This window comes from Floridaenema aerugineum BLCC-F46, from assembly GCF_041929345.1.
Lineage (GTDB): Bacteria > Cyanobacteriota > Cyanobacteriia > Cyanobacteriales > Aerosakkonemataceae > Floridanema > Floridanema aerugineum.
Map to the genome: position 1 here is coordinate 1 of NZ_JBHFNQ010000126.1, position 23,588 is coordinate 23,588.

The 23,588-nt window shown below is 38.8% G+C and carries 21 protein-coding genes; 12 read left to right on the plus strand and 9 right to left on the minus strand.

Going from position 1 to position 23,588, the window contains the following annotated elements:
* Positions 1-69: 69 nt before the first annotated feature.
* The 6 genes from ACE1CC_RS16850 to ACE1CC_RS16875 form a co-directional block, all read right to left on the minus strand.
* Positions 70-1,191, minus strand: coding sequence for an RNA-guided endonuclease InsQ/TnpB family protein (locus ACE1CC_RS16850; protein WP_413271592.1), 1,122 nt, complete (start codon positions 1,189-1,191; stop codon positions 70-72).
* Positions 1,192-1,229: 38 nt separating this feature from the next.
* The gene (locus ACE1CC_RS16855; protein ID WP_413271593.1) at positions 1,230-1,523 is read right to left on the minus strand and encodes a P-II family nitrogen regulator; all 294 of its coding nucleotides are present in this window, start codon (positions 1,521-1,523) and stop codon (positions 1,230-1,232) included.
* Positions 1,524-1,527: 4 nt separating this feature from the next.
* A complete protein-coding gene (locus tag ACE1CC_RS16860) occupies positions 1,528-2,499 on the minus strand; it encodes a sodium-dependent bicarbonate transport family permease (RefSeq protein ID WP_413271594.1) in 972 nt (323 codons plus the stop codon).
* 395 nt (positions 2,500-2,894) lie between these two features.
* Entirely contained in the window at positions 2,895-3,614 is a 720-nt protein-coding gene (locus ACE1CC_RS16865; protein WP_413271595.1) for a carbonic anhydrase, read from the minus strand.
* Positions 3,615-3,783: 169 nt separating this feature from the next.
* Positions 3,784-4,647, minus strand: a complete 864-nt coding sequence (gene ylqF, locus ACE1CC_RS16870; RefSeq protein ID WP_413271596.1) for a ribosome biogenesis GTPase YlqF — start codon at positions 4,645-4,647, stop codon at positions 3,784-3,786.
* Between the two features lie 92 nt (positions 4,648-4,739).
* Positions 4,740-5,150, minus strand: coding sequence for a universal stress protein (locus tag ACE1CC_RS16875; protein WP_413271597.1), 411 nt, complete (start codon positions 5,148-5,150; stop codon positions 4,740-4,742).
* A gap of 114 nt (positions 5,151-5,264) precedes the next feature.
* On the opposite strand from ACE1CC_RS16875, the gene ACE1CC_RS16880 reads away from it, so the two are divergent.
* Together ACE1CC_RS16880 and ACE1CC_RS16885 are read left to right on the plus strand one after the other, a co-directional pair.
* A complete protein-coding gene (locus tag ACE1CC_RS16880) occupies positions 5,265-6,461 on the plus strand; it encodes a phosphoglycerate kinase (RefSeq protein WP_413271598.1) in 1,197 nt (398 codons plus the stop codon).
* A gap of 605 nt (positions 6,462-7,066) precedes the next feature.
* Positions 7,067-8,134, plus strand: coding sequence for an ankyrin repeat domain-containing protein (locus tag ACE1CC_RS16885; RefSeq protein WP_413271599.1), 1,068 nt, complete (start codon positions 7,067-7,069; stop codon positions 8,132-8,134).
* Between the two features lie 293 nt (positions 8,135-8,427).
* On the opposite strand, the gene ACE1CC_RS16890 is transcribed toward ACE1CC_RS16885, so the two are convergent.
* Positions 8,428-10,644, minus strand: coding sequence for a protein kinase domain-containing protein (locus ACE1CC_RS16890; RefSeq protein WP_413271600.1), 2,217 nt, complete (start codon positions 10,642-10,644; stop codon positions 8,428-8,430).
* Positions 10,645-10,949: 305 nt separating this feature from the next.
* Here ACE1CC_RS16890 and ACE1CC_RS16895 point away from each other — a divergent pair, with 305 nt between their 5' ends.
* From ACE1CC_RS16895 to ACE1CC_RS16905, 3 genes are all read left to right on the plus strand, one after another.
* On the plus strand, positions 10,950-12,185 hold the full coding sequence (locus ACE1CC_RS16895; RefSeq protein WP_413271601.1) for a hypothetical protein: 1,236 nt from the start codon (positions 10,950-10,952) through the stop codon (positions 12,183-12,185).
* A 34-nt stretch (positions 12,186-12,219) separates the two neighbouring features.
* Positions 12,220-12,801, plus strand: coding sequence for a thioredoxin family protein (locus ACE1CC_RS16900; RefSeq protein ID WP_413271602.1), 582 nt, complete (start codon positions 12,220-12,222; stop codon positions 12,799-12,801).
* Positions 12,802-13,094: 293 nt separating this feature from the next.
* The gene (locus tag ACE1CC_RS16905; protein WP_413271603.1) at positions 13,095-13,931 is read left to right on the plus strand and encodes an SH3 domain-containing protein; all 837 of its coding nucleotides are present in this window, start codon (positions 13,095-13,097) and stop codon (positions 13,929-13,931) included.
* A 7-nt stretch (positions 13,932-13,938) separates the two neighbouring features.
* On the opposite strand, the gene ACE1CC_RS16910 is transcribed toward ACE1CC_RS16905, so the two are convergent.
* Complete coding sequence (locus ACE1CC_RS16910) at positions 13,939-14,817, minus strand: hypothetical protein (protein ID WP_413271604.1); 879 nt, start codon at positions 14,815-14,817, stop codon at positions 13,939-13,941.
* Between the two features lie 68 nt (positions 14,818-14,885).
* Between ACE1CC_RS16910 and ACE1CC_RS16915 the strand changes: the two genes are divergently transcribed.
* The 5 genes from ACE1CC_RS16915 (at position 14,886) to ACE1CC_RS16935 (ending at position 20,260) form a co-directional block, all read left to right on the plus strand.
* The gene (locus ACE1CC_RS16915) at positions 14,886-15,467 is read left to right on the plus strand and encodes a hypothetical protein (RefSeq protein WP_413271605.1); all 582 of its coding nucleotides are present in this window, start codon (positions 14,886-14,888) and stop codon (positions 15,465-15,467) included.
* Positions 15,468-15,692: 225 nt separating this feature from the next.
* Positions 15,693-15,914 carry a hypothetical protein gene (locus tag ACE1CC_RS16920; protein ID WP_413271606.1) on the plus strand — a complete coding sequence of 74 codons (222 nt, stop codon included), beginning with the start codon at positions 15,693-15,695 and terminating at the stop codon, positions 15,912-15,914.
* A 147-nt stretch (positions 15,915-16,061) separates the two neighbouring features.
* Positions 16,062-16,232 (plus strand): hypothetical protein, encoded by a 171-nt coding sequence (locus ACE1CC_RS16925; protein WP_413271607.1) that lies wholly within the window; start codon positions 16,062-16,064, stop codon positions 16,230-16,232.
* A gap of 4 nt (positions 16,233-16,236) precedes the next feature.
* The gene (locus ACE1CC_RS16930; RefSeq protein WP_413271608.1) at positions 16,237-18,777 is read left to right on the plus strand and encodes a CHAT domain-containing protein; all 2,541 of its coding nucleotides are present in this window, start codon (positions 16,237-16,239) and stop codon (positions 18,775-18,777) included.
* A 385-nt stretch (positions 18,778-19,162) separates the two neighbouring features.
* Positions 19,163-20,260 (plus strand): protein kinase domain-containing protein, encoded by a 1,098-nt coding sequence (locus ACE1CC_RS16935; RefSeq protein WP_459563862.1) that lies wholly within the window; start codon positions 19,163-19,165, stop codon positions 20,258-20,260.
* Between the two features lie 21 nt (positions 20,261-20,281).
* Here the strand turns inward: ACE1CC_RS16935 and ACE1CC_RS16940 are convergent, their stop codons facing one another.
* Positions 20,282-20,533 carry a hypothetical protein gene (locus ACE1CC_RS16940; protein WP_413271609.1) on the minus strand — a complete coding sequence of 84 codons (252 nt, stop codon included), beginning with the start codon at positions 20,531-20,533 and terminating at the stop codon, positions 20,282-20,284.
* Positions 20,534-21,146: 613 nt separating this feature from the next.
* On the opposite strand from ACE1CC_RS16940, the gene ACE1CC_RS36855 reads away from it, so the two are divergent.
* Both ACE1CC_RS36855 and ACE1CC_RS16950 read left to right on the plus strand, forming a co-directional pair.
* The gene (locus ACE1CC_RS36855; protein WP_459563863.1) at positions 21,147-22,490 is read left to right on the plus strand and encodes an adenylate/guanylate cyclase domain-containing protein; all 1,344 of its coding nucleotides are present in this window, start codon (positions 21,147-21,149) and stop codon (positions 22,488-22,490) included.
* Between the two features lie 55 nt (positions 22,491-22,545).
* Positions 22,546-23,400 (plus strand): Rpn family recombination-promoting nuclease/putative transposase, encoded by an 855-nt coding sequence (locus ACE1CC_RS16950; protein WP_413271610.1) that lies wholly within the window; start codon positions 22,546-22,548, stop codon positions 23,398-23,400.
* Positions 23,401-23,588: the final 188 nt, after the last annotated feature.

Here is a 23,588-nt window from a genome sequence, read left to right on the forward strand (position 1 = left end):
TCTAGGATACTTGCCTTCACTCACAAGGTTATGAAGTTGTCAGTACCAAGGATTTAAGTGCTTCTCAACCTATTGGTTACTTGATACTGCTAGTCGTCCCCCGATTTCTCGGTTTTGACTAAACGAATCGCACTTTTTCGCTGCATTCTCGTCTCTGTCGTGATGGGTTCCACATTCTAAGCAATCCCATTCACAGTTTTCTAAAGTGAGTGAATCATTCTTGAATTTGCAGCAATTACAAAGCCTTGTGCTGGGGAAGAATCTGTCAATTTCTACAAGTTTTCCTCCTTCTCGGTCAAGTTTGTAGTTCAGAAAGTTTACCAGTATCCCAAATCCAGTATCTAACACTGACTTGGCAAATTTAGTATCCGCTAAACCTTTAACACAAAGGTTTTTTACTACAATGACTTGGTTTTCGTCAACTAACTTCCTTGAGAGTTTATGAAGAAAATCTTGCCTTTTATTTGTTATTTTTTCATGATATTTGGCTACCCTTTTAACTTGCTTCCTACGATTATTGGAACCTCTCTTCTTCCGCGATAACGATCGTTGTCTACGCCCCAAGATTTTAGCGTATCTCTTGGTGGTTTTAATTGGGTCAACTTTATAACAGTTTTCTCCGTCAAACACAGTCACCAACTTAGTAAGTCCCAAATCGATACCTGAAATTTTGCCTCCCTTGTTGGTTGGTACATCCTTGGTTTCAAACAAAATTGAGGCGTAATATTTACCTGTACTTGTATTGGTAACAGTTACAGATTTAATTTTGCCATCAATGTTTTTGGGGATTACTGCTTTGATAATTCCCAGTTTGGGGAGTTTTACGCCCTTATCTTTGAGTGAACAACTCGCTGGATAGCGAAGTGATTTCTTTCCATGTTTGCTCTTGAATTTAGGGAATCTAGCGCGATCTTCAAAGAAGTTCTTGAATGCTGCTTCTAGATTTTTCAGTGATTGCTGTAGTGCTGATGAAGATGCTTCTTTTAACCAAGCATATTCTTTAACCTTCTTGAGTTGGGTTAAATCTTTTGCCATGTCGCAATAGCTTAAACCCTTTCCGGTTTGTTCATACTGAGTATTAGTTTTATTTAGGTAGTAATTCCAAACAAAGCGACAGCAACCAAAGTTTTGAGCTAAGGTTATCTGCTGTTCTTTATTTGGGTAAATTCTGACCTTTAAAACTTTTAACATCAGTCAAATAATTCGAGAATTGCTACAAGTAAAATTGTCTAATGTACGATCCAACAGGCATCAGAAACGATACAAACACCGCCAAACTTTTTCAGGATAGGTCTGATCGCTTCGACTAATGTTTGCTGCTGGTCTTCAGTGCAAATTGACATCACGTATTTATTACTGAGAATGTCACCTTCTAAATCATCACTGGCGATTCCTCTGTCACCTTTGCCAGTAACTTCGCGGATTACAGTATAGCCAGAGATGCCGATTTCATCCAAAACTTCCAAAACTTTGTGCATCTCTAAAGAAGTGGTGACGATTTCTACTTTTTTAACTCGTTCCATTACATTACACCCACAATCTCTTGATCATTTCCATATACAAAGGAATTCCCACAATGATGTTAAATGGAAAGGTAATTGCTAAAGCCATTGAAACATACAAACTAGGATTTGCTTGGGGAACTGTCATTCTCATAGCAGCGGGAACTGCAATGTAAGAAGCGCTAGCACACAACACGGCAAATAACAGGGCATTTCCTTGGGAAATCCCAAGAAGTTTGCCAATTAAAATTCCCAAAATTGCGTTGAATACGGGGAGAAATACACCAAAACCAATTAAGAAAGAACCAGTTTTACTCAGGTCTTTAATTCTTTTGGCTGCAACTAATCCCATATCTAACAGGAAGAAAGAAAGCACTCCGTAGAAGATATGTTGGGTAAAAGGTTCTAATTTTTCCCAACCTTTTGGGCCTGTTAAAATGCCGATAATCAGGCTACCAACTAAAAGAAAAACGGAACTGTTCAGAAAAGCTTCTCGTAGGACTTCACCCCAGGCAAATTTTCCATCCGAATCTTTTTTGCTGAACATTCTCACAAGGATTAATCCGACAATAATGGCGGGAGATTCCATTAATGCTAAGGCTGCAACCATGTGTCCGCCAAAGGTAATCCCAAGTTGTGTTAAGAAAGAACTGGCGGTAATAAAAGTGACGGCACTAATTGAACCATAAGTAGCTGCAATAGCGGCAGCGTTGTATGAATCAAGTTTGGTTCTCAGGATAAAGAATGAGTAAATGGGAATCCCACAAGCCATCAATATAGCTGCTATCAATGTGAGGGCAATTTCGGGATTAATTCCACTTTCGTCAATTTCATATCCTCCCTTAAATCCGATCGCTAATAACAGATAAAGAGAAAACAGTTTTGGCAGAGGTTGGGGAATCTCTAAATCAGATTTTACGAAAACAGCCAACATACCTAAAAAGAAAAACAAAACAGGCGGATTTAGTATGTTGGACAAAATTAAGCTTGAATCCATCTTAGAGTTTTCCTCAAATCAATAGAATTACAACCCGAAAAAAATCCTGAAAATTCCTCTTCCAGGATTATTAAGACGCAAGACACCTCTGAAACCGCCTGCTAAAGGGAGTTTCGTCTATTTCCCTGGTTCTCTGTCCGGGGACGTAGGTGAAATTACTCTAACTTTACAGATGAAATGTCAAGAACTTGGAAAGATTGACAAGTATTTTTGCTGAAACTCAGATCTTGCACCAAGGCTAAAAACCGGGTTTGGAGCCAATAGCTAAATCTGAAAGCCAGGGATTTTCGTAAAGAAACCCGATTTTTTAGGTCTTATTGAGAGGTGGCGATCGCTAATTTTTCCACATTACAACAACCAATAAAACCATCTATATCATCTAATTTTTAATAGTTTTAAGCAATGAAATCGACTTTACCACTGTCCAAATCGTAACGTGCGCCAACAATTTTCAATTTGTTTGCTTTGACTAATTTAGACACAATAGGTTGCCGAGATCTCAATTGACTAACTACAATTCTTATATTTGCTTTGATGGAATTTTCCACAAGATCACCCGGTAAACCTTGGACACTTTTTACTGCTGGTTTAATCGCATTAACTAAAGTACCAATATTTCCGGGAAGTTCACCACCTTTAACAGCAGCAGTCACCGCACCACATCTTTCATGTCCGAGTACAACTAACAGCGGAGTGTGAAGTTTTTTAGCCGCATATTCAATACTACCAGCGACCGCATTATCCACAATATTTCCCGCTACCCTAATTACAAATAAATCACCCAAACCTTGATCAAAAATAATTTCCGGGGGAACTCTTGAGTCAGCACAACCAAGAACAATAGCAAAAGGATTTTGACCTCTGGCAACTTCCGTCATTCTTTGTTCTGTTTGGTTTGGATGAGAAACTTTTTGAGCAACGTAGCGTTGATTTCCGGCTTGTAACATTTCCCATGCTTGATCACCTGTAATATTTTTATCTCTTACTGTTGGTGCTGTTGGCGGAGAAGTTAAATATTTAACCCCAGTTCCTCCCGCTGCTACCAATCCGCCAATACCTGCTAATTTCAGTAAACTACGTCTGTTGATTCGGGGAAAATTGTCGTGATTTTTCATCAGTTTAATACTCCCTTAGACTTAATACTTTTGATATAGAACATTACTTATATTAAACCGAATTTTTGGCATCGATACTTAATTTTTTATAAATATGACTGATGGAAAAAACCCAGTTTCTCGGAAAAAAACTGGGATTAGATGAGATAGAGTTTTTGTCCTGACTTCTTTAATTTGGGGGAAATTCCAAAGGAATCGCACCCATGAAACCTTTACGAAAATCATTCAAAAGTTGCCGTGCTGTTCGTTCCACATCGCCTTGATTACGTTCTTTCGCCAAATTTACTAAATAATCTTCCCCGGTACATTCTTTCGCATCCAAACCGTAGCGAGATTGCAAAGGAGATCCGGGCAAAAAATTCCCGTGTACATCTCTTAAATAGTTCAATAATTCCACTAATTCGGCAGCAACTCGCTGATTATCATAAGATGCTTCGCCGATATCTTCACAAATCGCTAATTTAATCGCTGCTTCCTGATCGTTTAACTTACCGGGAATTACCCCTGGCGCATCTAATAGTTCAATTTCCTGAGAAATTCTCACCCAACGTAATTGTTTAGTTACTCCGGGACGACGGGCACTTTCTACTACTTTTTTATTCAACAACCGATTGATTAAAGCTGATTTTCCCACATTGGGGAAACCGATGACGACAGCGCGAACAGGACGGGGAAGCATTCCGCGATCGCGCCGCCTCTGATTCATCTCCACCCCCGCCGCTTGCGCCGCTTGCGTCACAGCTGGGATACCCTTACCATGTTGGGCATCCGTAAAATAAGGAGTTTCCCCCTGCGACTCAAACCAATTTTCCCAAAGTTGGCGCACTTGAGACGGAATCATATCCATCCTGTTGAGTACCAACACTCTCGCCTTACTTCCCACCCACTGCGGAACTTGCGGGTGTTGAGTTGCCAAAGGAATTCGCGCATCCCGAACTTCCAGCACCACATCAACCAACTTTAGCTGTTCCTTGAGTGCCTTTTCCGCCTTGGCAATATGTCCGGGATACCATTGAATCGCAGGAGTAGTCATAGAATTTGGGGGTTAGGGGTTGGGGGTTAGGGGTTGGGGATTAAACTCAAAACTCTCTTCCTAGTCCCTAGTCCCCAATCCCCAGTCCCCCATTAAGGAACAATCAACACAGGACAAGGAGAAAGGTTAATTACCCGATAGGTGACACTATCGGTGCTTCCTTCTTCCGTTAATCCTAACCCTCGACTACCCATAACGATCAAATCTGCGTCAATTTCGTCAGCAACATCGCAGATCATAAAAGCTGCTTTGCCTTGGCGTTCCATGACATCTGCAAGAATTCCTTGATCGGCAAACAGAGTTTGGGCAGTTTTCAATAATTTTGCCACTGCTTCGGGTGAAGCCATCGCATCTGTATTGGCTGACTCTCCCTCAGCTGGTGGTTCCACTACCGACAATAAAACGAGGCGACTAGCGTATTTTTGCACGATATTGGTGACTACATCAGCCGCTTCGCGGGCTTCTCGACTTTGATCCACAGGAAACAAAACTGTCTTAAACATTTAACGTACCTCGTGATCCCTCACTCCGGTAAAATGTGGACTGCGTAGACAGAACGGACAACCATAAGTTTGGCACGCTGATTTCGTAAAAAAAGCATTTAGGAGGTTATTTCGGTGTCCAAGAAAACTGTAGCAGATCTCACGTCCTCAGATTTATCTGGTAAAAGAGTCCTGGTAAGGGCTGATTTTAACGTTCCTCTAGATGATGCAGGTAACATTACCGATGACACCCGCATCCGGGCTGCTTTGCCAACTATCCAGTATTTGACAGATAATGGAGCCAAGGTCATCCTATCCAGTCACTTTGGCCGTCCCAAGGGTGTTGATGACAAACTTCGTCTCACTCCTGTTGCTAAACGGTTGTCAGAAGTATTGGGAAAAGAGGTGAAAAAGCCTAGCGATTGCATTGGCGAAGAAGTTGAATCTGCGGTTGCGGCAATGCAAAATGGTGACGTTTTGTTGCTAGAAAATGTCCGCTTCTACAAGGAAGAGGAAAAGAACGACCCGGAATTTGCTAAGAAGTTGGCAGCTAATGCAGATTTGTATGTTAACGATGCTTTTGGAACTGCCCACCGTGCCCATGCTTCTACTGAAGGTGTGACTAAATATCTGAGTCCTTCGGTTGCGGGATTTTTGATTGAGAAGGAATTGAAGTATTTGCAAAATGCGATCGAAAATCCTCAACGTCCTTTAGCAGCTATTATCGGCGGTTCTAAAGTTTCTAGCAAAATTGGGGTAATTGAAACCTTGCTGGAAAAATGCGACAAGCTGTTTATCGGCGGTGGCATGATTTTCACTTTCTACAAAGCTCGCGGTTTAAATGTGGGTAAGTCTTTGGTGGAAGAAGATAAGCTAGAATTAGCGAAATCTTTGGAAGCAAAAGCGAAAGAAAAAGGCGTACAATTACTGTTACCAACTGATGTAGTAGTTGCAGATAAATTTGCGGCTGATGCTGATTCTCAAACTGTTAGCATTGAAAACATTCCCGATGGTTGGATGGGTTTAGATATTGGCCCGGAATCTGTGAAAATGTTCCAAGAAGCTTTGGCAGATTGCAAAACTGTAATTTGGAACGGCCCAATGGGTGTGTTTGAATTTGATAAGTTCGCTGTGGGTACGGAAGCGATCGCCAATACTCTAGCAGCTAAGAAAGATGCTGTTACCATTATCGGTGGTGGCGACTCTGTAGCTGCTGTCGAAAAAGTCGGTGTGGCAGATCAAATGAGTCACATTTCTACTGGTGGTGGCGCAAGTTTGGAATTGTTGGAAGGTAAAGAACTTCCCGGAATTGTTGCATTAGATGAAGCTTAATAGCTGACTCAAAATTCCATAAATCTTTTGGGGGTGGACAGTTTTTTGTTCACCCTTATCTAATTTGCACAGAATGATGTTTAACCTTATTACAAAAATTTACCAAAATTTTATATTTTTTCAATAAAATCCTAGCCTCACCATGCTTGCCAAAGCATAATAAAGACAGTATTTTTACGACTTTGTACCTCTGATTTTTTTTGTCTCAGTGTAAATACTGAGGCATTCCATAGTTAAAGACTGTTTCAATATTAACTATTGAAATACACTATCAAGACTTATGCAACTGGCACAAATAGTAGGGTGCTCTACTAAGCTCAAACCCTGATGTTGTCGATCAGATCTCAATACTGCTCGGGTTTTGGGTAGGGGCGAAGCATTCGGGTCAAAATTTAGGGCCCAAAACCCAGATTTTCTGCCCGAATGCTTCACCCCTACAGACCAAAAATTTGCAAAACCCGAGCAGTATTGGATCAGATCTAGGATCTGACACACCCTAAAACAAGGATTCAAGTGCGACACTTGCGTAAGTTCTGACTATCTAGGAATTTATCGGAAAAGTAGTCTACCAATGCCAATTATTGAATATTGAGGCTTTGACTGCCATGAAAAAATTCGCTGGGACTGTCTTACTCCTGTTCGCCCTTACTGCTTGTAGTAAGTCTCCACAACAAGCCCGTGAAGAATTAACTAAATTGGGCATTTCTTATAATGAAGCATCTTGTTATCAATCTGCGCTTAAAGGAGATTCCTTAGCGGTAGATTTATTCCTAACTGCTGGAATCGAGTCTGGTTGCGTGTTGGCAGGTGCATCCGGTGCGGGTAATATGGAACTGGTGAAAAAGTCTTTTGATAAAGGTGCTAAACCAACAACTGGTATGGGAGTAGGTGCTTTAGGGGAAGCTGTAAGAGGGGGGCATATTGAGATTGTAAAAACATTATTGGACAAAGGTGCTGACCCAAATTCGCCAGGAATAGCTGGACAAGATATGTTCGGCAATCCTGTTACAGCTAAAGTCTTAACAATAGCTTCTCAAAAAGGGTACACCGAGATAGTCAAATTACTTTTAGAAAAAGGTGCCAATCCTCAAGATGGTGAGAACGGTAACTCACGTTCCCTAACAAAAGCCGTACAGGGAGGTCATCTTGAGATTGTCAAAGCTTTGCTGGAAAAGGGTGCTAATCCTAACGATGGTGAGAACGGAAATTCAGAATCTCTGCTAACCGCAATACAGCGAGGACATACTGAAGTTGCGAAAGTATTGTTGGAAAAAGGTGCCAACCCAAATTCTAAGAGGGCTATATTTACAGCTCTACAATTGGCCTCAGAACAAGGTAACACTGAAATTGTAAAGTTACTCTTGGATAAAAACGTTAATCCCAACGATGGTATTAACGGAGAAAGCTCAAAGTCTTTATCAGAGGCGATCGATAAAAGTAATCCTGAAATAGTGAAAATGCTCTTAGAAAAAGGTGCTAATCCTAATGATGGGAGGAACGGCAACTCAGACTCTCTGCTAAAGGCAATAGATAAAGGTAATACCGAGATTGTCAAAGCTTTGCTGGATAAAGGTGCTAATCCAAATTCTTCAGATTTTGTATATACAGCTTTAAAAAGGGCATCGGGGAAACCGGAGATAGAGGAATTGCTAAAACAAGCTGGCGCTAAATAGAACTAGACTGAAGTAAAACTACTGCTGCATTCCCAGATCTCTTTGAGATCTCTTTCCCTGTTTAGATTAAACTTGCTCATTTGTTGGTTATAGCTGAGTGAATGAGCAAGTTTAAGGAATTTTAGACAGGAATTGAGGAGCAGTGTATACCCCCGGTTCAACCAGGGAGCTGGATTTACAAGTTCCCCAGTCCCCAGGCTTCGACGTGAGCGCTCAGCCGAACGTCCTCAGTCCCTAAAGCTAAGGTTTTCCACCACAAGTACAAAAGAGCCTATTTCAGTAACGATCGACACCTAAAGATTTCCTTGCTGATTAGTTGCAGGTGTTTCGCTAGAAGGCTGTGGAGTAGTTTCTGTGGGTGTTGGTTCTGTTGTCGGTGTTTCTGTTGGTGTATTGGTTGGTGTGTTGGTTGGTGTTGGTTCTGTTGTTGGTGTTTCTGTTGGTGTTGGAGTAGAAGTTGGTGTTTCAATCGGTGTTGGTTCTGGCGGTGGTGGGGGATTTTCCGCAGTTAAAGTAATTTGGTAATTAACGGGTTTTGTTGCTTGAGAAACGACAACAAATTCATAAAAACCACCTTGGGGAAGTGTACCTGACCAAGTACGTTTAGTAGAATCTTCTAATAATGCTGGCTGTTCGCTGGTTGGTGGATAAACTGAAAATAAAACTTTGTCATCTGCTGTTAGTTTTACATTCATAATTTGCCCAGCAGCTAAACCAGCAATGTAAGCTTTTCCTTCTCCAGGTTTGAGTGTACCACTAACGCGATCGCCTATCTCTCCTTCTGGAAATACAATTCTTTGCAACGCATTACCATATTTAATCGCATTAACTTTATCAAAAACTACTGCTTGCCAAACTTGCCCAATGGGTTGATCAATAAAGTTTTGCCCTCGTTGTTCAGGAAATCTAGAGAAAAATTCGGCATCTGCAATGTCATAAAGGGCGCGACTGCTAAGTTTTTTATTATTTACTTCGGCTTTCCATTGCAAGCGATCGTTTACCGTGTAACTTCCTAAACGGCGACGAGATTCGCTACTTAAAAATCCTAGTTTATCCAACCATTCGGCAGCAATTTTATCCCATTGATTCCGTAATTGTTCGTCTTTTGGTTCATCGCTTAAAACCTTTCCTCTCTGACTAGGATTTTTCTGCCAGAATGTCTCATTTACCAAACTTAAAAAGAAATTGTAATCGATACCTAAAGCTTGACGACGATCGCGCAACCCATTTTTCCTCGCTTGTTCTTGCGGGGAAAGTTTCGAGATAGGTTCAGGTTTTGTTGTCTCCCTTGGTTGTTCTACTGGTGGGCGAGGCGGTTTTCTAGTATGCTTAAATAAGTTACTATTGCTAATTGCTAAACCTATGCCACTGACGATCGCAATTACTAAACCTGTTGCCAAAATTTTACCAAAACAACCACTAGAACTGCTACTACTAATAGTTTGATTCCGGCTTGGAGGAGGATTTGTTACTGCTTGAGTTGCGGCTGGAGAAACTGCTATAGTACTTTGAATTGTGGCAGAATTTGATGTTTTACTAACAGGAACAGGTGAGTTTATATTACCTCCCAAAATCTCGGAAACTTCACGGGCAGTTTGATAGCGATCGCCAGGACGATAAGCCAACATTTTATCTAAAGTCATGCCAAAACTGGGACTTAATTTTACTTCTTGTCGCCAGTTCCAAGTCATATTATGCGGAGCGATTAATTGTTGTGGTTCCTTACCAGTTAATAACACTAAAACCGTCGCCGCCAAAGCATATAAATCACTGTGCGGATAAACTACCCCAACCTGCATTTGTTCGTGTGGCGCATAACCAATTTTGCCTAATCTAGTAGCATAAGAAGGTGCAACATTTGGCGGCGCTTGAGTAAATTGAGATTCGGCATTTGCTGCTACTTCTTTAACTCCACCAAAATCAATTAATACTGGCAACCAATCGGAATTTCTTAAAATGATATTATCAGGAGAAATATCGCGGTGAATTACACCTAAACCGTGAATATAATCCAAAACAGGCAAAAGTTGCAACATTAATTGCTTAACTTCTGGTTCAGTAAATTTCTGCCCTTGGCGTTTCCTTGTATCTAATAAAGCCCGATAAGTTTCCCCTTCAATATAATCTTGAACTAAAAATAAATGCCCTTCATCTTGAAGTTTTGCCCGAAATAATTCCCGAAACTTAGGAATTTGTGAATGTTGTAATTTGTAGAGAATGCCAGCTTCTCTTTCAAACAATTCTACAGCTTTTTGTAGTGCGTAAGTACCTTGAACTTGCGGCGCGAACTCTTTCAAAACACAAGGTTCATTGAAGCGGTTAGAGTCTTCCGCCAAATAACTCCGCCCAAAACCACCTTGTCCCAGTTGGCGGATGATCCGATAGCGATCGCCCAGCAGCAACCCCGGATAAACACCTTTAACAACAGGTTGATCCAGCTTCTCCCCACACTGTTGACAATAGAGGTTTGTAACAGCGTTTTCGTGTCCTTTAGAACAATAAACAGACATGATACCTAACTTACAAGTTGGGCTGTTAGATTTTAACTTATCTGATCCAGATTAGCTCAACTAAGCAACTGTTTAATTTTTCTATGTTGCCAGTTTTTTGGCTGGTAATCTCAAACTTAATGGCGTTACCATTTTTACTTGATTATACGGAAAATCCTATTTTTGTTTATTTACCTACCTTGAGATAGGTTTATAAATTGTTGGCGATCGCTATTTTTTGACTAAATAAACTCATCCCAAGTTCCCACATAATGACTAACTCAACAGTGGGGAAAAACTTTGTCTTTAAAATTTCAAAAAATGCCATGCTAACTTTAAAAAATCTCTCACTAACTACTGCTAGTAGTACTTTAATCTTTTTTGCCACCACCCTTCCATCTGCCGCAGTCTCCTTTTATTCTATTACTGAATTACCTTTCCGACCTTCAGATATTAATGACAATGGTCAAATAGTTGGAGAAAACTATTTATGGACTAACGGAAATATCACCGATTTTCATCAGTTAATTGGTCAACCGGATTTTTATAAACTAATTTATGACCTAGCTAATATTACTGAGCAAATAACTGGAAACGATTATTCTAGTTTAATTCCTAGTATTAGTAAAAATCCTCGTAGTATACAACTTACTGCAATCAATAACCAAGGCAAAATAGTTGGTTATTGGGGCGATTCTATAATTGGGGAACAGCCCTTTATTGCCGATGATACTGATATTAAAAAAATAAATGAGCCTTATTTAATTCCCAATGATATTAACGATAATGGACAAATGGCTTTAGTTAAATTGCCAGTTCCTCAATGGTTGCGCTATGGTGCTACTGGTTTATTTAGGGATGTTGACGGCACACTTACCAATTTATTTTCTGCTAGAGCTATTTTGGGAATGGCACTTAACAATTCGGGTCAAGTAATAGGAAATGGTGGAGGTGCAGGTGTCAGACATAGTTGGTTTTACGACAATGGTCAAGCCAAACTATTATTCCCAACAGAGGTTCTTAGAGAAAATACCTTTCATATACCATTAACAGTTTCATCTATCAACGATCGAGGTCAAATAGTTGGTTTTGGAAATTTAGTTTCCGAGCCACAAGATTTATATTCACCTCCCATTCATGGACTCTTATGGAATAATCCTGAACAAGACCCAGTTGGGACTGACTTGGGCAGCTTTGGCGGTAGTTACAGCCAAGCAAACAGCATTAATAATTTAGGGCAAATAGTAGGTGCTTCCGGCACTAACTCCCGTTTAACATCCGCTGTTATTTGGGAGGAAAATAGTATTTATGATCTGAATAATTTGATTGATAATAATTTAGGCTGGGAACTAACTTCAGCCTTAAAAATTAATAACAAAGGGCAAATTATCGGCAGTGGTAATCTCAATGGTCAATCAGGATACTTTCTCCTCACTCCAACTTCTAAATCTGTTCCCGAATCTAGTTCTGCTTTTAGCTTACTAAGTTTTGCCGCTTTTGGTATAGGTTGGCAGATTAAACGTCAACGAAACCAGAAAAAAACAGATCATCTGATATCTTAAATAATGAACACCTCTACTAAAGGCAGTTGCAATCATGGCTTTAACTCCTTCAACTATGTTAGCTTTGTGTACTAAAGCACCAGATTTTCAACTACCAGATGTAGTATCTAATGAGAAAATTTCTCTCGCCACCTTTGCTGACAAAAAAGCATTGCTGGTGATGTTTATTTGTCGGCATTGTCCCTTTGTAAAACATATCAAAGATGAATTAGCCAAATTAGGCAAAGATTACAAAAATCAGAGTTTGGGAATAGTGGCAATCAGTACCAATGATGTCGAAAATTACCCCGATGATGCACCAGAAAAACTCAAAGAAATGGCTTTAGAACTTGGTTTTACCTTTCCTTTCTGTTATGATGAAACCCAGGAAGTTGCTAAAGCATACACCGCCGCTTGTACCCCTGACTTTTTCCTATTCGATCACAATAGAGAATTATTTTATCGTGGTCAATTGGATGATAGTCGTCCTAGCAACGGTATTCCTGTTACAGGTAAAGATTTACGCGCCGCTATCGATGCAGTATTAAATGATCAACCTGTAAGTCAAGACCAAAAACCTAGCGTTGGTTGTAATATTAAGTGGAAAGCTGGTAACGCACCAAGCTACTACAACTAATGATTAGCACAATTAGTAGGGTGCGTCAGAAGCTAAAACTTTGATACTCTCGATCGAATTTAGGGTCTGACGCACCCGACAACTACAACTGCTATCTTGAGTTATGTAAAACCCGTTCTTTTCAGACAAGTAACTATCTTTTAGGACGGATCAAACACTACAATTTCCAGCTTGTAGAGACGTTGTATACAACGTCTCTACATTTTAAGGTTCTGATGCACCTTTTAAATCTAAAATAGTATCAGTCAGGGTAACTATCTTTCCCCAAATAATTGACTTGCAGAGGAACTGCTATGAGATTTCCACACATTTTGATGTTTATGATGATAGTCCTTGGCGCGATCGCAGGTTCTACTTTAGCAACCATCACTTATTTAAATGGGAGACAATCTGCATTAAATGCTCAAAAAGTTTTTCTCCAATCATGGGAAAATAACTCCTTCCCCAAAGACTTAAACTTGCAAAAACCAGGGAATTATCAACACCATAAAACTACATTATTACCAAATAATTCCCTATCTAGTAAAGTAGATTTTTCCCAATTCCGCCAATCTTTTTTAAGTGCAGTAAAGCGCCGTGATGAAACTTTTATTCGCGCCCTCGTGACTCCGCAAACTCAATCAATTTCTGCACAATCATTAAGTTTGGAAACCTATGATCTAGAAGATAAAAATTCTCCTTTTTGGCAACAAATAGAAAAAGCTGTTACTGCTGGCTGTACATTAGAAGTTACTACTAGAATAACTCAGCAAGAAACCGAAAACGAAATTTGGGTTTGTCCCAAAACTTTCGGTAAACCAATTTATGATTCTGATTGGCAAACTCAAGTAGCAATTATTGCCGATCGCGTCAACATTCGCACTAAACCTAAAACTAATTCACCTATAATAGGAGTAGTTTCTAAAGAATTAGTCCAATTTGATTCGGAAACTTACCAGAATTTATCAGAGTCCGATCGAGAATTAGTTAATCAATATGATGGTTGGACTCCAGTAATACTTAAAAATGGTAAAAAAGGCTGGGTACAAAATCAGTTCGTGTATTATGAACCGAGAGATTACCGCATTAGTTTTGCCCGATTTGATGGACAATGGCGATTACGTTATTTATTAGGAGGAAACGATAACTAGTTTAAGGTTATTTTGCTTTTGATGTTTCTCCACTTAAAATCATTAAATGTGGGCTAGACTGACTTTCTTGGATAGCGATAACTATGGGCCGATCGCTTGCTTGAGAATTCACAGGTAAAGCGGGAAACAAATAAATCCAACCGCCACGTTCCGTTAATAATCGCCAAACTCTCGGATTCTTTTTATTACTAATATCAGTATCTTCTTTGCCTAGTACAGAATTAAATAAACCTCGATCGCCAATTATCCGATAGCCCTTTAAACTCGGATCTGTGAATTCATCATCTAGTTTACGTCCTAAAGGCGAACGGTTTTCTGGTGTTACTAAAGTGACAACTGGTAAGGTAGAATTTTGTCCCGCATCTCTTCTTGCATCTGCGGTTCCTTGCCAACTAGCTAACCAAAATAAAACCATTAATATCCAAGCTACTATGACTACTTCATCAACTAGCGATCGCAAAAATTTGATCGAATCTATGTTAATCGAATTAAACTGAACCAAAGACTTTAGTTGACGTGCCCACCAAAAACGATCGCGTCTTTCACAGTAACTAATAATGTGCGATCGCCATCTCTCTATTCTAACACTAACCGCACTACCTATTACTTGAATTAACCATAAACTAATGATAATAGCTATAGCGGTGAAAATCAAAGCAATTACACTTTTGAAAATTGCCCAACCATCACCGAAAAATACTTGCAAAGGAACAATAAAAAACGACTGCGCTGGTAAATCTAGAGTAGTTACTTCTAACTGAAAAAAGTAGAAATATGACCAACGATAAATCCAGCCAGTGAAGAAAAGGGCAGCACCCAATAAACCGACAACACTGGCAACTTTGCCTAAAATATTTAGTTCCTGGGTAGGTGCAGTACTGGACACAAAACCTCTCTAAAGGTAGATGAATTATAATAGATAAATTATAGCTCACTAAAAAAGAGTTCCAAAATATGAAACCTTTTTTCCCGGTGTTTGTCGTGGCACTTTTGGCAACAACACCCCACTTTGTTGGATACACCAATGCAGCAACTAATCAAAATATTCCCACAAGAAACTTTACATTTGCACAAGTACCAAACCTCAAAGCTGATGAAAGATTAATTCCTGTATCCTTGCCTTCAGAGGCAGAGATTATCCTGAAAGGAAATCAATCAAAGAGTGGTCAAATAAAGGCGATCGACCGACAAAATCTATCAATTCAGCGCAATGGAAATTCTATCTCTATCCCTCTAAGTCAAATTGTTAATGTAAAGTTTGACAATCAAGGTTTAGTTTATGGCAGCGATGGGCGACAGTTTATTCGAGGTGAGAGAGTTTTACTGCCAAGATCTTGGGAAAAAATTCCGCTGAATGCTTTTATTTTGAAAGACCCGATTAAAGGACAAGCAGAAGTAAGATTAGGGCCACCTGTAGTCGATCGAACCCGATTAGAAAGTATTGAATCGATCGCCAAAACAAATACCTACGTAGTAGATGAAATGCGCTTTAATTTAGCCGACAAAACCATGACTATTATCGTCACCCCATATTAAGATAGTAGGGACACGGCGTAATAGAAATAATGGTTGAAACAACAAGATCGATCGTGCCGTGTCCCTACGGGCGGATCGCATCTTGTAGACCCTGCCAAAAACCGGGTTTATTGCATAAGATGAAACGTCAAAATCTTGATTTATTGTTTATAAACCCGGTTTCTCAACCCTGATTGAGTCAAGCGATCGCTCTTTAGTTAATCAGATAATATCTTATAGAATAGCATGGAGACAACCAACATGAAAATCAAAGGCATCAAACGAGGGAAAGCGATCGAACTTTCACAAGAAATTAATATTCCTGATGGTCAAGAAGTGAATGTCGAGATTGAAGTGATTCAGAACATGAGTAATGAAGAAAAGTTGCAAAAAATGAAGGAATTTTTAGAAACTCCTTGGGAAGGGAGAGAGGATTTTAGGAAAACTATGGAAGAAATAGTAAAGTAGTAGGGTGCGTTAGTGCTAAGGTAACGCACCATCCCACCATATTTAGTATCAGTGCGTAAGTCCTATATTTAAAATTAAAAGCTTTCAGTCCACTTTAGTGGAGTTGAGCTATTAGCCTGCGAATTGATTCGCAGGCGGGTTTTGGGAGTGGTGCAAGAGTTCAGTCAAGATATCCTACTAACTCACAATACTAGAGATTTCATTAACATTCCAGATTTGCAATTAGAAGATTGGTTAGAAAACTATGTGGATCAATTAGGTATAGATATAGATTTTGTTGAAGATTTGCGCGATGAATCACACTTTTCAGGGAAGTAGAAGGATGAAAAAATTTATTATAACTGTTTTAGCTCTGGGTGTTTGTTTGATCATTATGATTTTTCCATTGATGGTTGAAACCAGCTGGGGACAATCTAAACAATTAATGATTGAAGAAGCTTTTGGATATCAGCATAAAATACCTACTGACGAGGAACTACATCGTTTTGAAGAAGAACTACAAAAATTTGAAACAGAGAATATTATACCCTATATCCAAATATTAGAAAAAATGAAAAAATATATATTGATAACTCGACAATTAATTAAAGCAATGAAGTTGCTAAAAAAAATGTTAAATATGTATTTACAAGGACAATATCAAATGGTTATAGAAACTTGTCAAGAAATTTCAAATATTACTCATGAAATCAATGAACTAAGAAAAGAAATTAAACAATATCCAGTGTACGCTCAAAATGAAAGTTGGGTTACTAATGTAGAAAAAATAACAACGCAATTACAAATTATTGCTTTAGTTGGAGTTGGTTCTATCTATGTAGAGATAGGACAGCCAGAACGAGCTTTAGATTATTTGAAGCAAGCCTTATACTATACCTCTACCTTCAATAATAATTCTTATGAAAGCATGATTTTAAGTCAAATTGGTAATGCGTACAGTGGTAGCGGTAAATTTACAGAAGCTTTGCATTACTATGAAAAATCTCTATCTATTAGCAAGAAAATAGGTAATCGAGATCGAGAAGCTTGGACTCTCAACAGTATTGGTATAGTGTATAATGCAGTTAATATGCAAAAAAAGGCTTTACAGTATTATGAAGATTCTCTAAATATTGGTAAGCAACTGGGTAATCAAGTTCTTCAAAGTTGGAATTTAAATAAAATAGGCGAAATATATTATAGTAATCATGAATTTAAAAAGTCATTGTCTTTTTTTGAAGAAGCATTTTTAATTGCAAATAAGTTAGGATTTCATACATGGAAAATTAATATATTAAAAAATATAGGAGCAATATATCGTGACATTAATAGACCTAAAGAAGCAATTGATTACTATCAAAAAGCAGTAGAAATAACATTAGGGATTCGCGGTAAATTAATGTGGAAAGATCGGCTACTATTTTTGAATTCATTTAGCCGTAAAGAAAGTGTTATTGCACTGATCGACCTTCTAATCAATCAAAACCAACCTAGCAAAGCCTTTGAATGGGCCAACCTCACTGCCAAAGCTGACCTCGCTGACTACACCCGTCTAATTAATGCCAAAGTTAGTAACCCACAAATACAACAAAAAATTAACGAATGGAATCAAAAAAATCAAGAATTACAATTTCTCTACTGGCAAGCAGAAAATAATTATTATCCTACTAATTTAGTAGAAAAAATACAGGAATTAGAAGCAGAAGTTTATAGTAAAGCTGAAGAAATCCGCCAATTTCCCGAAGGTGCTGAACTATTTGAAACCAAACTCAAAGACATTAAACTGCTAAGAGAAAGCATCTCAGAAGGAACCGTCGTAATTCAACCCATCTTATTAACAAATGTAAAAAACGTCCCAAATACCGTAGCCATATTTATCTTAACCAAAGACAAACTAAGGGTAATTAAAAAAACAATTGATCCTAAAGAATTCGACGACCTCGTAACAAGCTACCGCCAACAACTACAAGGCTTAGGTGACAGAGATAAAGAAATCGCAATCAAACTTTACGACATACTCATTCGCCCAGTAGAAGACAAAATCAAAGCCTTTTCACCCAAACAATTGAGCATCATCGCCACAGGCAAACTGCGATATATTCCCTTTGAAACTTTCTATGACCAACAAACAGGCGAATATTTAATCCAAAAATATCCGATTAATTATCTGACTCGCCTTTCCAGTCGTTCTTTAAAATCCAATAATGTAGAGACGTTTCATGAAACGTCTCTACAAAATCAAACGTCTCTACAAAATCAAACATTTCCACAAAATCAAACCTTTCTCCAAAAAGGTATTTTTGCATTAGGAAATCCGGTTCCCCAAGCTCCGCAAAATCTACCCGGAACAGAGGAAGAAGTAAAAAATCTTGCCCAGATGTTCCCAGGAAGCCAAGTATTTCTCCACAACGATGCAACCCTGGAAAAATTCAAAATTGCCGCCTCCCGCTTTCCACTCCTACACCTAGCAACTCACGGCTGTTTTCAACCCCAAGGTTGTAAAAAATTGAACATGGAAGCAAACACAATCCTATTTGCAGATCAACAATTCAAAATAGCCGATGCTGCTTTATTAGGATTACAAAATACCCAACTCCTCACCCTCAGTGCTTGTCAAACTGCCATAGAAACAAATTCCAATGGTGAAGAAATAGCCGGAGTCGCCTATATATTTGAACGTGCAGGCGCTAAATCAATAATTGCAACTCTCTGGAGTGTTAATGATGCTGCGACAAAGGATTTAATGATTCAGTTTTATCAAAATATGAAGCAAGGAATGAGCAAAAGTGAAGCCTTGCGAAAAGCGAAACTTAGCCTAATTCAAAGCAAATATTCTCATCCTTATTATTGGTCGCCTTTTATTTTAATTGGCGATGGGCGGTAATATCATGTCCGGCAAGATTACCCATAATGTAGAGAGGTTATATATCCCATAATGTAGAGACGTTATATATAACGTCTCTACAGGGTTTTGCAATAAGTAGGTAGATATAAATAAAGTGAAAACCTTTTGCGGGCAGGATGCCCACCCCACAAGAAAGCTGTAACTCTTGTGGGGTGGGCATCCTGCCCGCCCTATCCTTAGATAACTATTATCACTTTATTTATTTGCACCTACAGTAGGGTGCGTCAGACGCTAAAACCCTGATTCTTTCAATCAAATTTAATGTCTGACGCACCCTACAATTCGATCCAAATCTGACACTTGCATAAGTCCTGTAAGTTTTATAATATGCTATACCCCATCATTAATTAATTGGTAAAATATTATGAGTTACTGCCTCAATCCTAATTGCCCAAATCCGCAAAACCCTGGAACAACAAACTTTTGTGTTAACTGCGGCGCAAAACTCTTACTAAGAGAACGTTATCGCGCAATAAAACCTATTGGTCAAGGCGGTTTTGGCAGAACATTTTTAGCAATAGATGAAGATAAACCCTCAAAACCTCGTTGCGTAATTAAACAATTTTACCCTTTAGCCCAAGGCACAAATAACGCCCAAAAAGCAGCCGAATTATTCACTCAAGAAGCAGTACAATTAGATGAATTAGGTAAACATCCGCAAATTCCCGAATTACTAGCTTACTTCACTCAAGATAACCGCCAATATCTAATTCAACAATTCATTGATGGGCAAACTTTATCCCAAGAATTAGCTCAAAAAGGTGCTTTCAACGAAACTCAAATTCGCCAATTATTAAATGATTTATTACCCATACTGCAATTTGTTCATAATCACCAAGTAATTCATCGGGATATTAAACCAGACAATATTATTAGAAGAACCAGCGATAATAAGTTATTTTTGGTAGATTTTGGTGCTGCTAAAACTACTGCTGGTACTGCTTTACAAAAAACCGGGACTAGTATTGGTAGCCCGGAATATGTAGCACCAGAACAGTCGCGTGGTAAGGCCGTTTTTTCTAGTGATATTTATAGTTTAGGTGTCACTTGCATTCATTTATTAACAAGAATGTCACCTTTTGATCTATATAACTTGGAAGAAGATACCTGGGTTTGGCGGCAATTTTTACAACATCCAGTTAGCAATTCACTTGGTAGTGTTTTAGATAAAATGCTAGAAAATGCTATCAACAAACGTTATCAATCAGCCGCCGAAGTTCTCAAAGATTTAAACTCGCCAACTTCAGTCACACCCAGCCAACCTCCGATAAAAACTCCCCCACCTGCACCTGCCAACAAGACAGTAAATAAATCAGCGAACAGTCCAGTTGATAAAGATTTAGAGGAATTGCGATCGCAATTTTTAGGAACGGCAAAATCAAAGAGTCAGATTGATATTGAATTAGAAGAAGTCAAATCTCAATTTGATCCTAAAGCACCCAAAAATCAACCTGGTTCTTAATGGATTAATTTAGGGTGAACTCTAACTTACACTTGTGATTTTTCCCGGACTAATTACTGATGAATTAGTCAAAAGCTCAAAATGAGGTGTTTGATTAAAATTAGTAACATTAGCTTGGTTATCTAACGCCATTTTGCGGGCTTTTTCTTTAATTGTTTTCAGTACTAATCTGATCGCCCAAGAGGACATTTGAGGATTTTTATCCATTTCTGTAATCAAAGCATCTATATCGTTGACTACAGCCGCCATTGGTAAATTGATATCGTTTTGCATATCTGATTTCTCGCTTTGTTACTCATCCTTATTCTCAAAATAAAAAATTTCTTTGACTTTTCTTTGACATGATGTGTCACTCTTTAAGGTGACTCAAGAGTAAACTCGCTTAAGTTTTAGCTATAATTTACTTCAGCTAGGTATAGTTTCCCCAATCAACTGCAATTGTAAGACTGTAGCGAAATAATAATTGCTTTTTGCTGGTTTGGCCGATCGCTTCTCCAAGTAGACAATTTACCAACTGTCATACTTTCCCCGGAAGATACAGCCAGATATTTCCCTCTAAATAAAATATAAGCTACCTCCACTCATCCCGCTTTTGTCACTATAAGCAGAGAAAAACGCTTTCCCCTTGCCTAATCTAGATTTTAGTCATTCTCAATAATGCTTGCTGTCCCAAGGCGAAAGCCTAAGAAACTATTAGGACTTACGCAAACCTCTATCCTTCGGGTGCGTTAACGCCAGTGTAACCCACCATCCCACGATATTAAGCGTCACTGCCTAAGTCCTGACTATACAGTTCGAGAAGATTCTCTAGTGGTAGTGGCAAAAGAGGGCTATAGCCTATGATGGTTTTAAATTTAGCTTCTACTCCTTGGGTTTAGCAATCAGGATGCGGCAACTACTAAACAGAAATCAATTGGCTTCTTTAATCCAAAATCTGCTAGGGCACCAAGCACAGACTCAGGTGGAAGCAGCTGATTACCAAAGATGGCGACGAGACTTTCTCCGTAAGCGTTTGCAGTTAAATTTACAACTTGCTTTAATCGGATTGTTGACTTTTATCGCCTTGGAAATCAGAAACTTCTTCTTCAACCGAGAGTTTTTCCAACCTTTAATTCTGGCAATATATATTACCGAAGAAATAACCTTATTAGCTTGTTTAGTCTTACTAAAAACTCAATTCGGTCGGCGTTATCCCAGCGTAATTTTTCTCTGTTTTGCTTGGTCTGTCACCCTAATTCCACTAATAATAAATACAGTTTTTGCCGGGAAAATCGAACCTGATATTTTAGGATGGCCTTTAACATTTTTTGGCATGACTACGTTAATTCCTGTGTGTTGGCACTTACACTTAACAACACAACTGGGAGTTTTCACTTACTATGTCAGCATTCAGTTTTTGTTAAATAAAGCTGCGACAATGCCAGCACCTTGGATGAATACATCCTTATTATTTTTATATATGTTTTGGGTTTGTTTTGTTTGTGATTTGTCGGTTTATTTATACGAACGTTTGCAGCGTTCCGAGTTTAGATCTCGTCGGCAAATGGAAGTAGCTTATCAACAACTAGCAATTGAACAAGAACAATCAGAACGTTTATTACTGAATATTTTACCGCAATCGATCGCACACCGTCTCAAACAATCTAGTGGAACCTTAGCCGAACATTTTAGTGAAGCTTCGGTTTTATTCGCTGATATTGTCGGTTTTACGGAATTATCAACCAAAATTCCCCCAACAGAAATGGTGGAATTACTCAATAAAATTTTCTCACTTTTTGACCAATTAGCCGAAAAACATGATTTAGAAAAAATCAAAACCATTGGTGATGCTTACATGGTAGTTTCTGGATTACCCATGCCTCGGCAAGATCATGCACTTGCGATCGCAGATATGGCTTTAGATATGCAACAAGAATTAGCCAAATTTAATGTTGAAAATAATCAAAATTTTCAAATTAGAATTGGCATTAATACTGGCCCAGTAGTCGCCGGAGTAATTGGTTTGAAAAAGTTTATTTATGATCTGTGGGGAGACACAGTAAATATTGCTAGTCGTATGGAATCTCACGGCATACCAGGCAGCATACAAGTTACCTGTGAAACTTACGAATTACTAAAGAATCATTACAACTTTGTAGAACGGGGAATTATCCATGTCAAAGGCAGAGGAGACATGAAAACTTACTTTTTAAAAGGCAAATTTTCGGAAATACTAACTTTGCCGGATTAATTTCAATAAATATGATATAAAATAAGTACAAACTATTTCGCCAAACCTAAAAACCTTGGCTTACGACAACACTTGCAAATACATCGCCTCCCAAAATCCAGCCAGCTTCGTTCGCTGGTTATTACCAAATGAGGAATTCACAAATGTCGAAATCCTCAAAACCGAATTACCCGCCGAACCAATTAGAGCAGATTCCTTAATTTTATTACGATTCGGCAACACAATCTTACACCTAGAATTTGAAAAATTACCTTATTCAGACCCACCAATTCCCGAACGAATGCTCAACTACTGGGTGCGCCTTTATGGAAAATACAGATGTAAAATAGAACAAGTAGTAATTTACTTAAAACGCATTGACTCACCCCAAGTTTTCATAGACAGATTTCAAGTGGGAAACACCATACATCCTTATCGAGTAATTCGCTTATGGGAAGAAGACTCTTCAGTATTTTTAGCCGATCCCGCCTTGCTACCTTTAGCACCTCTAACTCGCAGTGACTCCCCAAGAGAATTGTTGCAGGAAGTAGCAGCAAGAGTAGAATTAATCCAAGACCCTACACAGCGTAGAGAAATATTAGTTTGTACCGCAGTAATGGCAGGATTACTGCATAAACCAAATCTGATCAGTCAGCTATTTCGGGAGGATAATATGCAAGAATCTTTGTTTTATCAAGAAATACTTCAAAAAGGCGTTCAACGCGGTTTACAACAAGGTTTACAACAAGGTTTACAACGCGAAGTGTCAGTAATTTTGCGCCAGTTACAGCGACGAGTGGGAGAAGTTGCACCCAGCACAGAAGAGAGAATTCGTGCTTTATCAATTACTCAATTGGAGGAATTAGCAGAAGCGTTGTTAGATTTTTCATCCCCAGATGATTTAACTGCTTGGTTGGAAAATTTGGCGTAAACTTTTAGGTAAGGAATTAATTGAAATTCAGCTATCTTCAGAAAGTTAAAGTGCGATCGCACAATCCAAAACAACTTAGTTTGATGAAGGGAGGAAAGTGCGATCGCCACAGCAAAGTCGAAAATAATCTAGATTTTTTCTCCAACTTTATCGGGAGCAAGTATAATCTAAAAAAGGGAAAATCCGCC

Coding starts and splice junctions, on each gene's coding strand:
- ACE1CC_RS16850 (WP_413271592.1), bottom strand. CDS start 1,191: ATGTTAAAAGTTTTAAAGGTCAGAATTTACCCAAATAAAGAACAGCAG.
- ACE1CC_RS16940 (WP_413271609.1), bottom strand. CDS start 20,533: ATGCAAAACGATATCAATTTACCAATGGCGGCTGTAGTCAACGATATA.
- ACE1CC_RS16935 (WP_459563862.1), top strand. CDS start 19,163: ATGAGTTACTGCCTCAATCCTAATTGCCCAAATCCGCAAAACCCTGGA.
- ACE1CC_RS16860 (WP_413271594.1), bottom strand. CDS start 2,499: ATGGATTCAAGCTTAATTTTGTCCAACATACTAAATCCGCCTGTTTTG.
- ACE1CC_RS16855 (WP_413271593.1), bottom strand. CDS start 1,523: ATGGAACGAGTTAAAAAAGTAGAAATCGTCACCACTTCTTTAGAGATG.
- ACE1CC_RS16905 (WP_413271603.1), top strand. CDS start 13,095: ATGAGATTTCCACACATTTTGATGTTTATGATGATAGTCCTTGGCGCG.
- ACE1CC_RS16890 (WP_413271600.1), bottom strand. CDS start 10,644: ATGTCTGTTTATTGTTCTAAAGGACACGAAAACGCTGTTACAAACCTC.
- ACE1CC_RS16885 (WP_413271599.1), top strand. CDS start 7,067: ATGAAAAAATTCGCTGGGACTGTCTTACTCCTGTTCGCCCTTACTGCT.
- ACE1CC_RS16920 (WP_413271606.1), top strand. CDS start 15,693: ATGGAGACAACCAACATGAAAATCAAAGGCATCAAACGAGGGAAAGCG.
- ACE1CC_RS16930 (WP_413271608.1), top strand. CDS start 16,237: ATGAAAAAATTTATTATAACTGTTTTAGCTCTGGGTGTTTGTTTGATC.
- ylqF (WP_413271596.1), bottom strand. CDS start 4,647: ATGACTACTCCTGCGATTCAATGGTATCCCGGACATATTGCCAAGGCG.
- ACE1CC_RS16865 (WP_413271595.1), bottom strand. CDS start 3,614: ATGAAAAATCACGACAATTTTCCCCGAATCAACAGACGTAGTTTACTG.
- ACE1CC_RS16895 (WP_413271601.1), top strand. CDS start 10,950: ATGCTAACTTTAAAAAATCTCTCACTAACTACTGCTAGTAGTACTTTA.
- ACE1CC_RS16915 (WP_413271605.1), top strand. CDS start 14,886: ATGAAACCTTTTTTCCCGGTGTTTGTCGTGGCACTTTTGGCAACAACA.
- ACE1CC_RS16900 (WP_413271602.1), top strand. CDS start 12,220: ATGGCTTTAACTCCTTCAACTATGTTAGCTTTGTGTACTAAAGCACCA.
- ACE1CC_RS16875 (WP_413271597.1), bottom strand. CDS start 5,150: ATGTTTAAGACAGTTTTGTTTCCTGTGGATCAAAGTCGAGAAGCCCGC.
- ACE1CC_RS36855 (WP_459563863.1), top strand. CDS start 21,147: ATGCGGCAACTACTAAACAGAAATCAATTGGCTTCTTTAATCCAAAAT.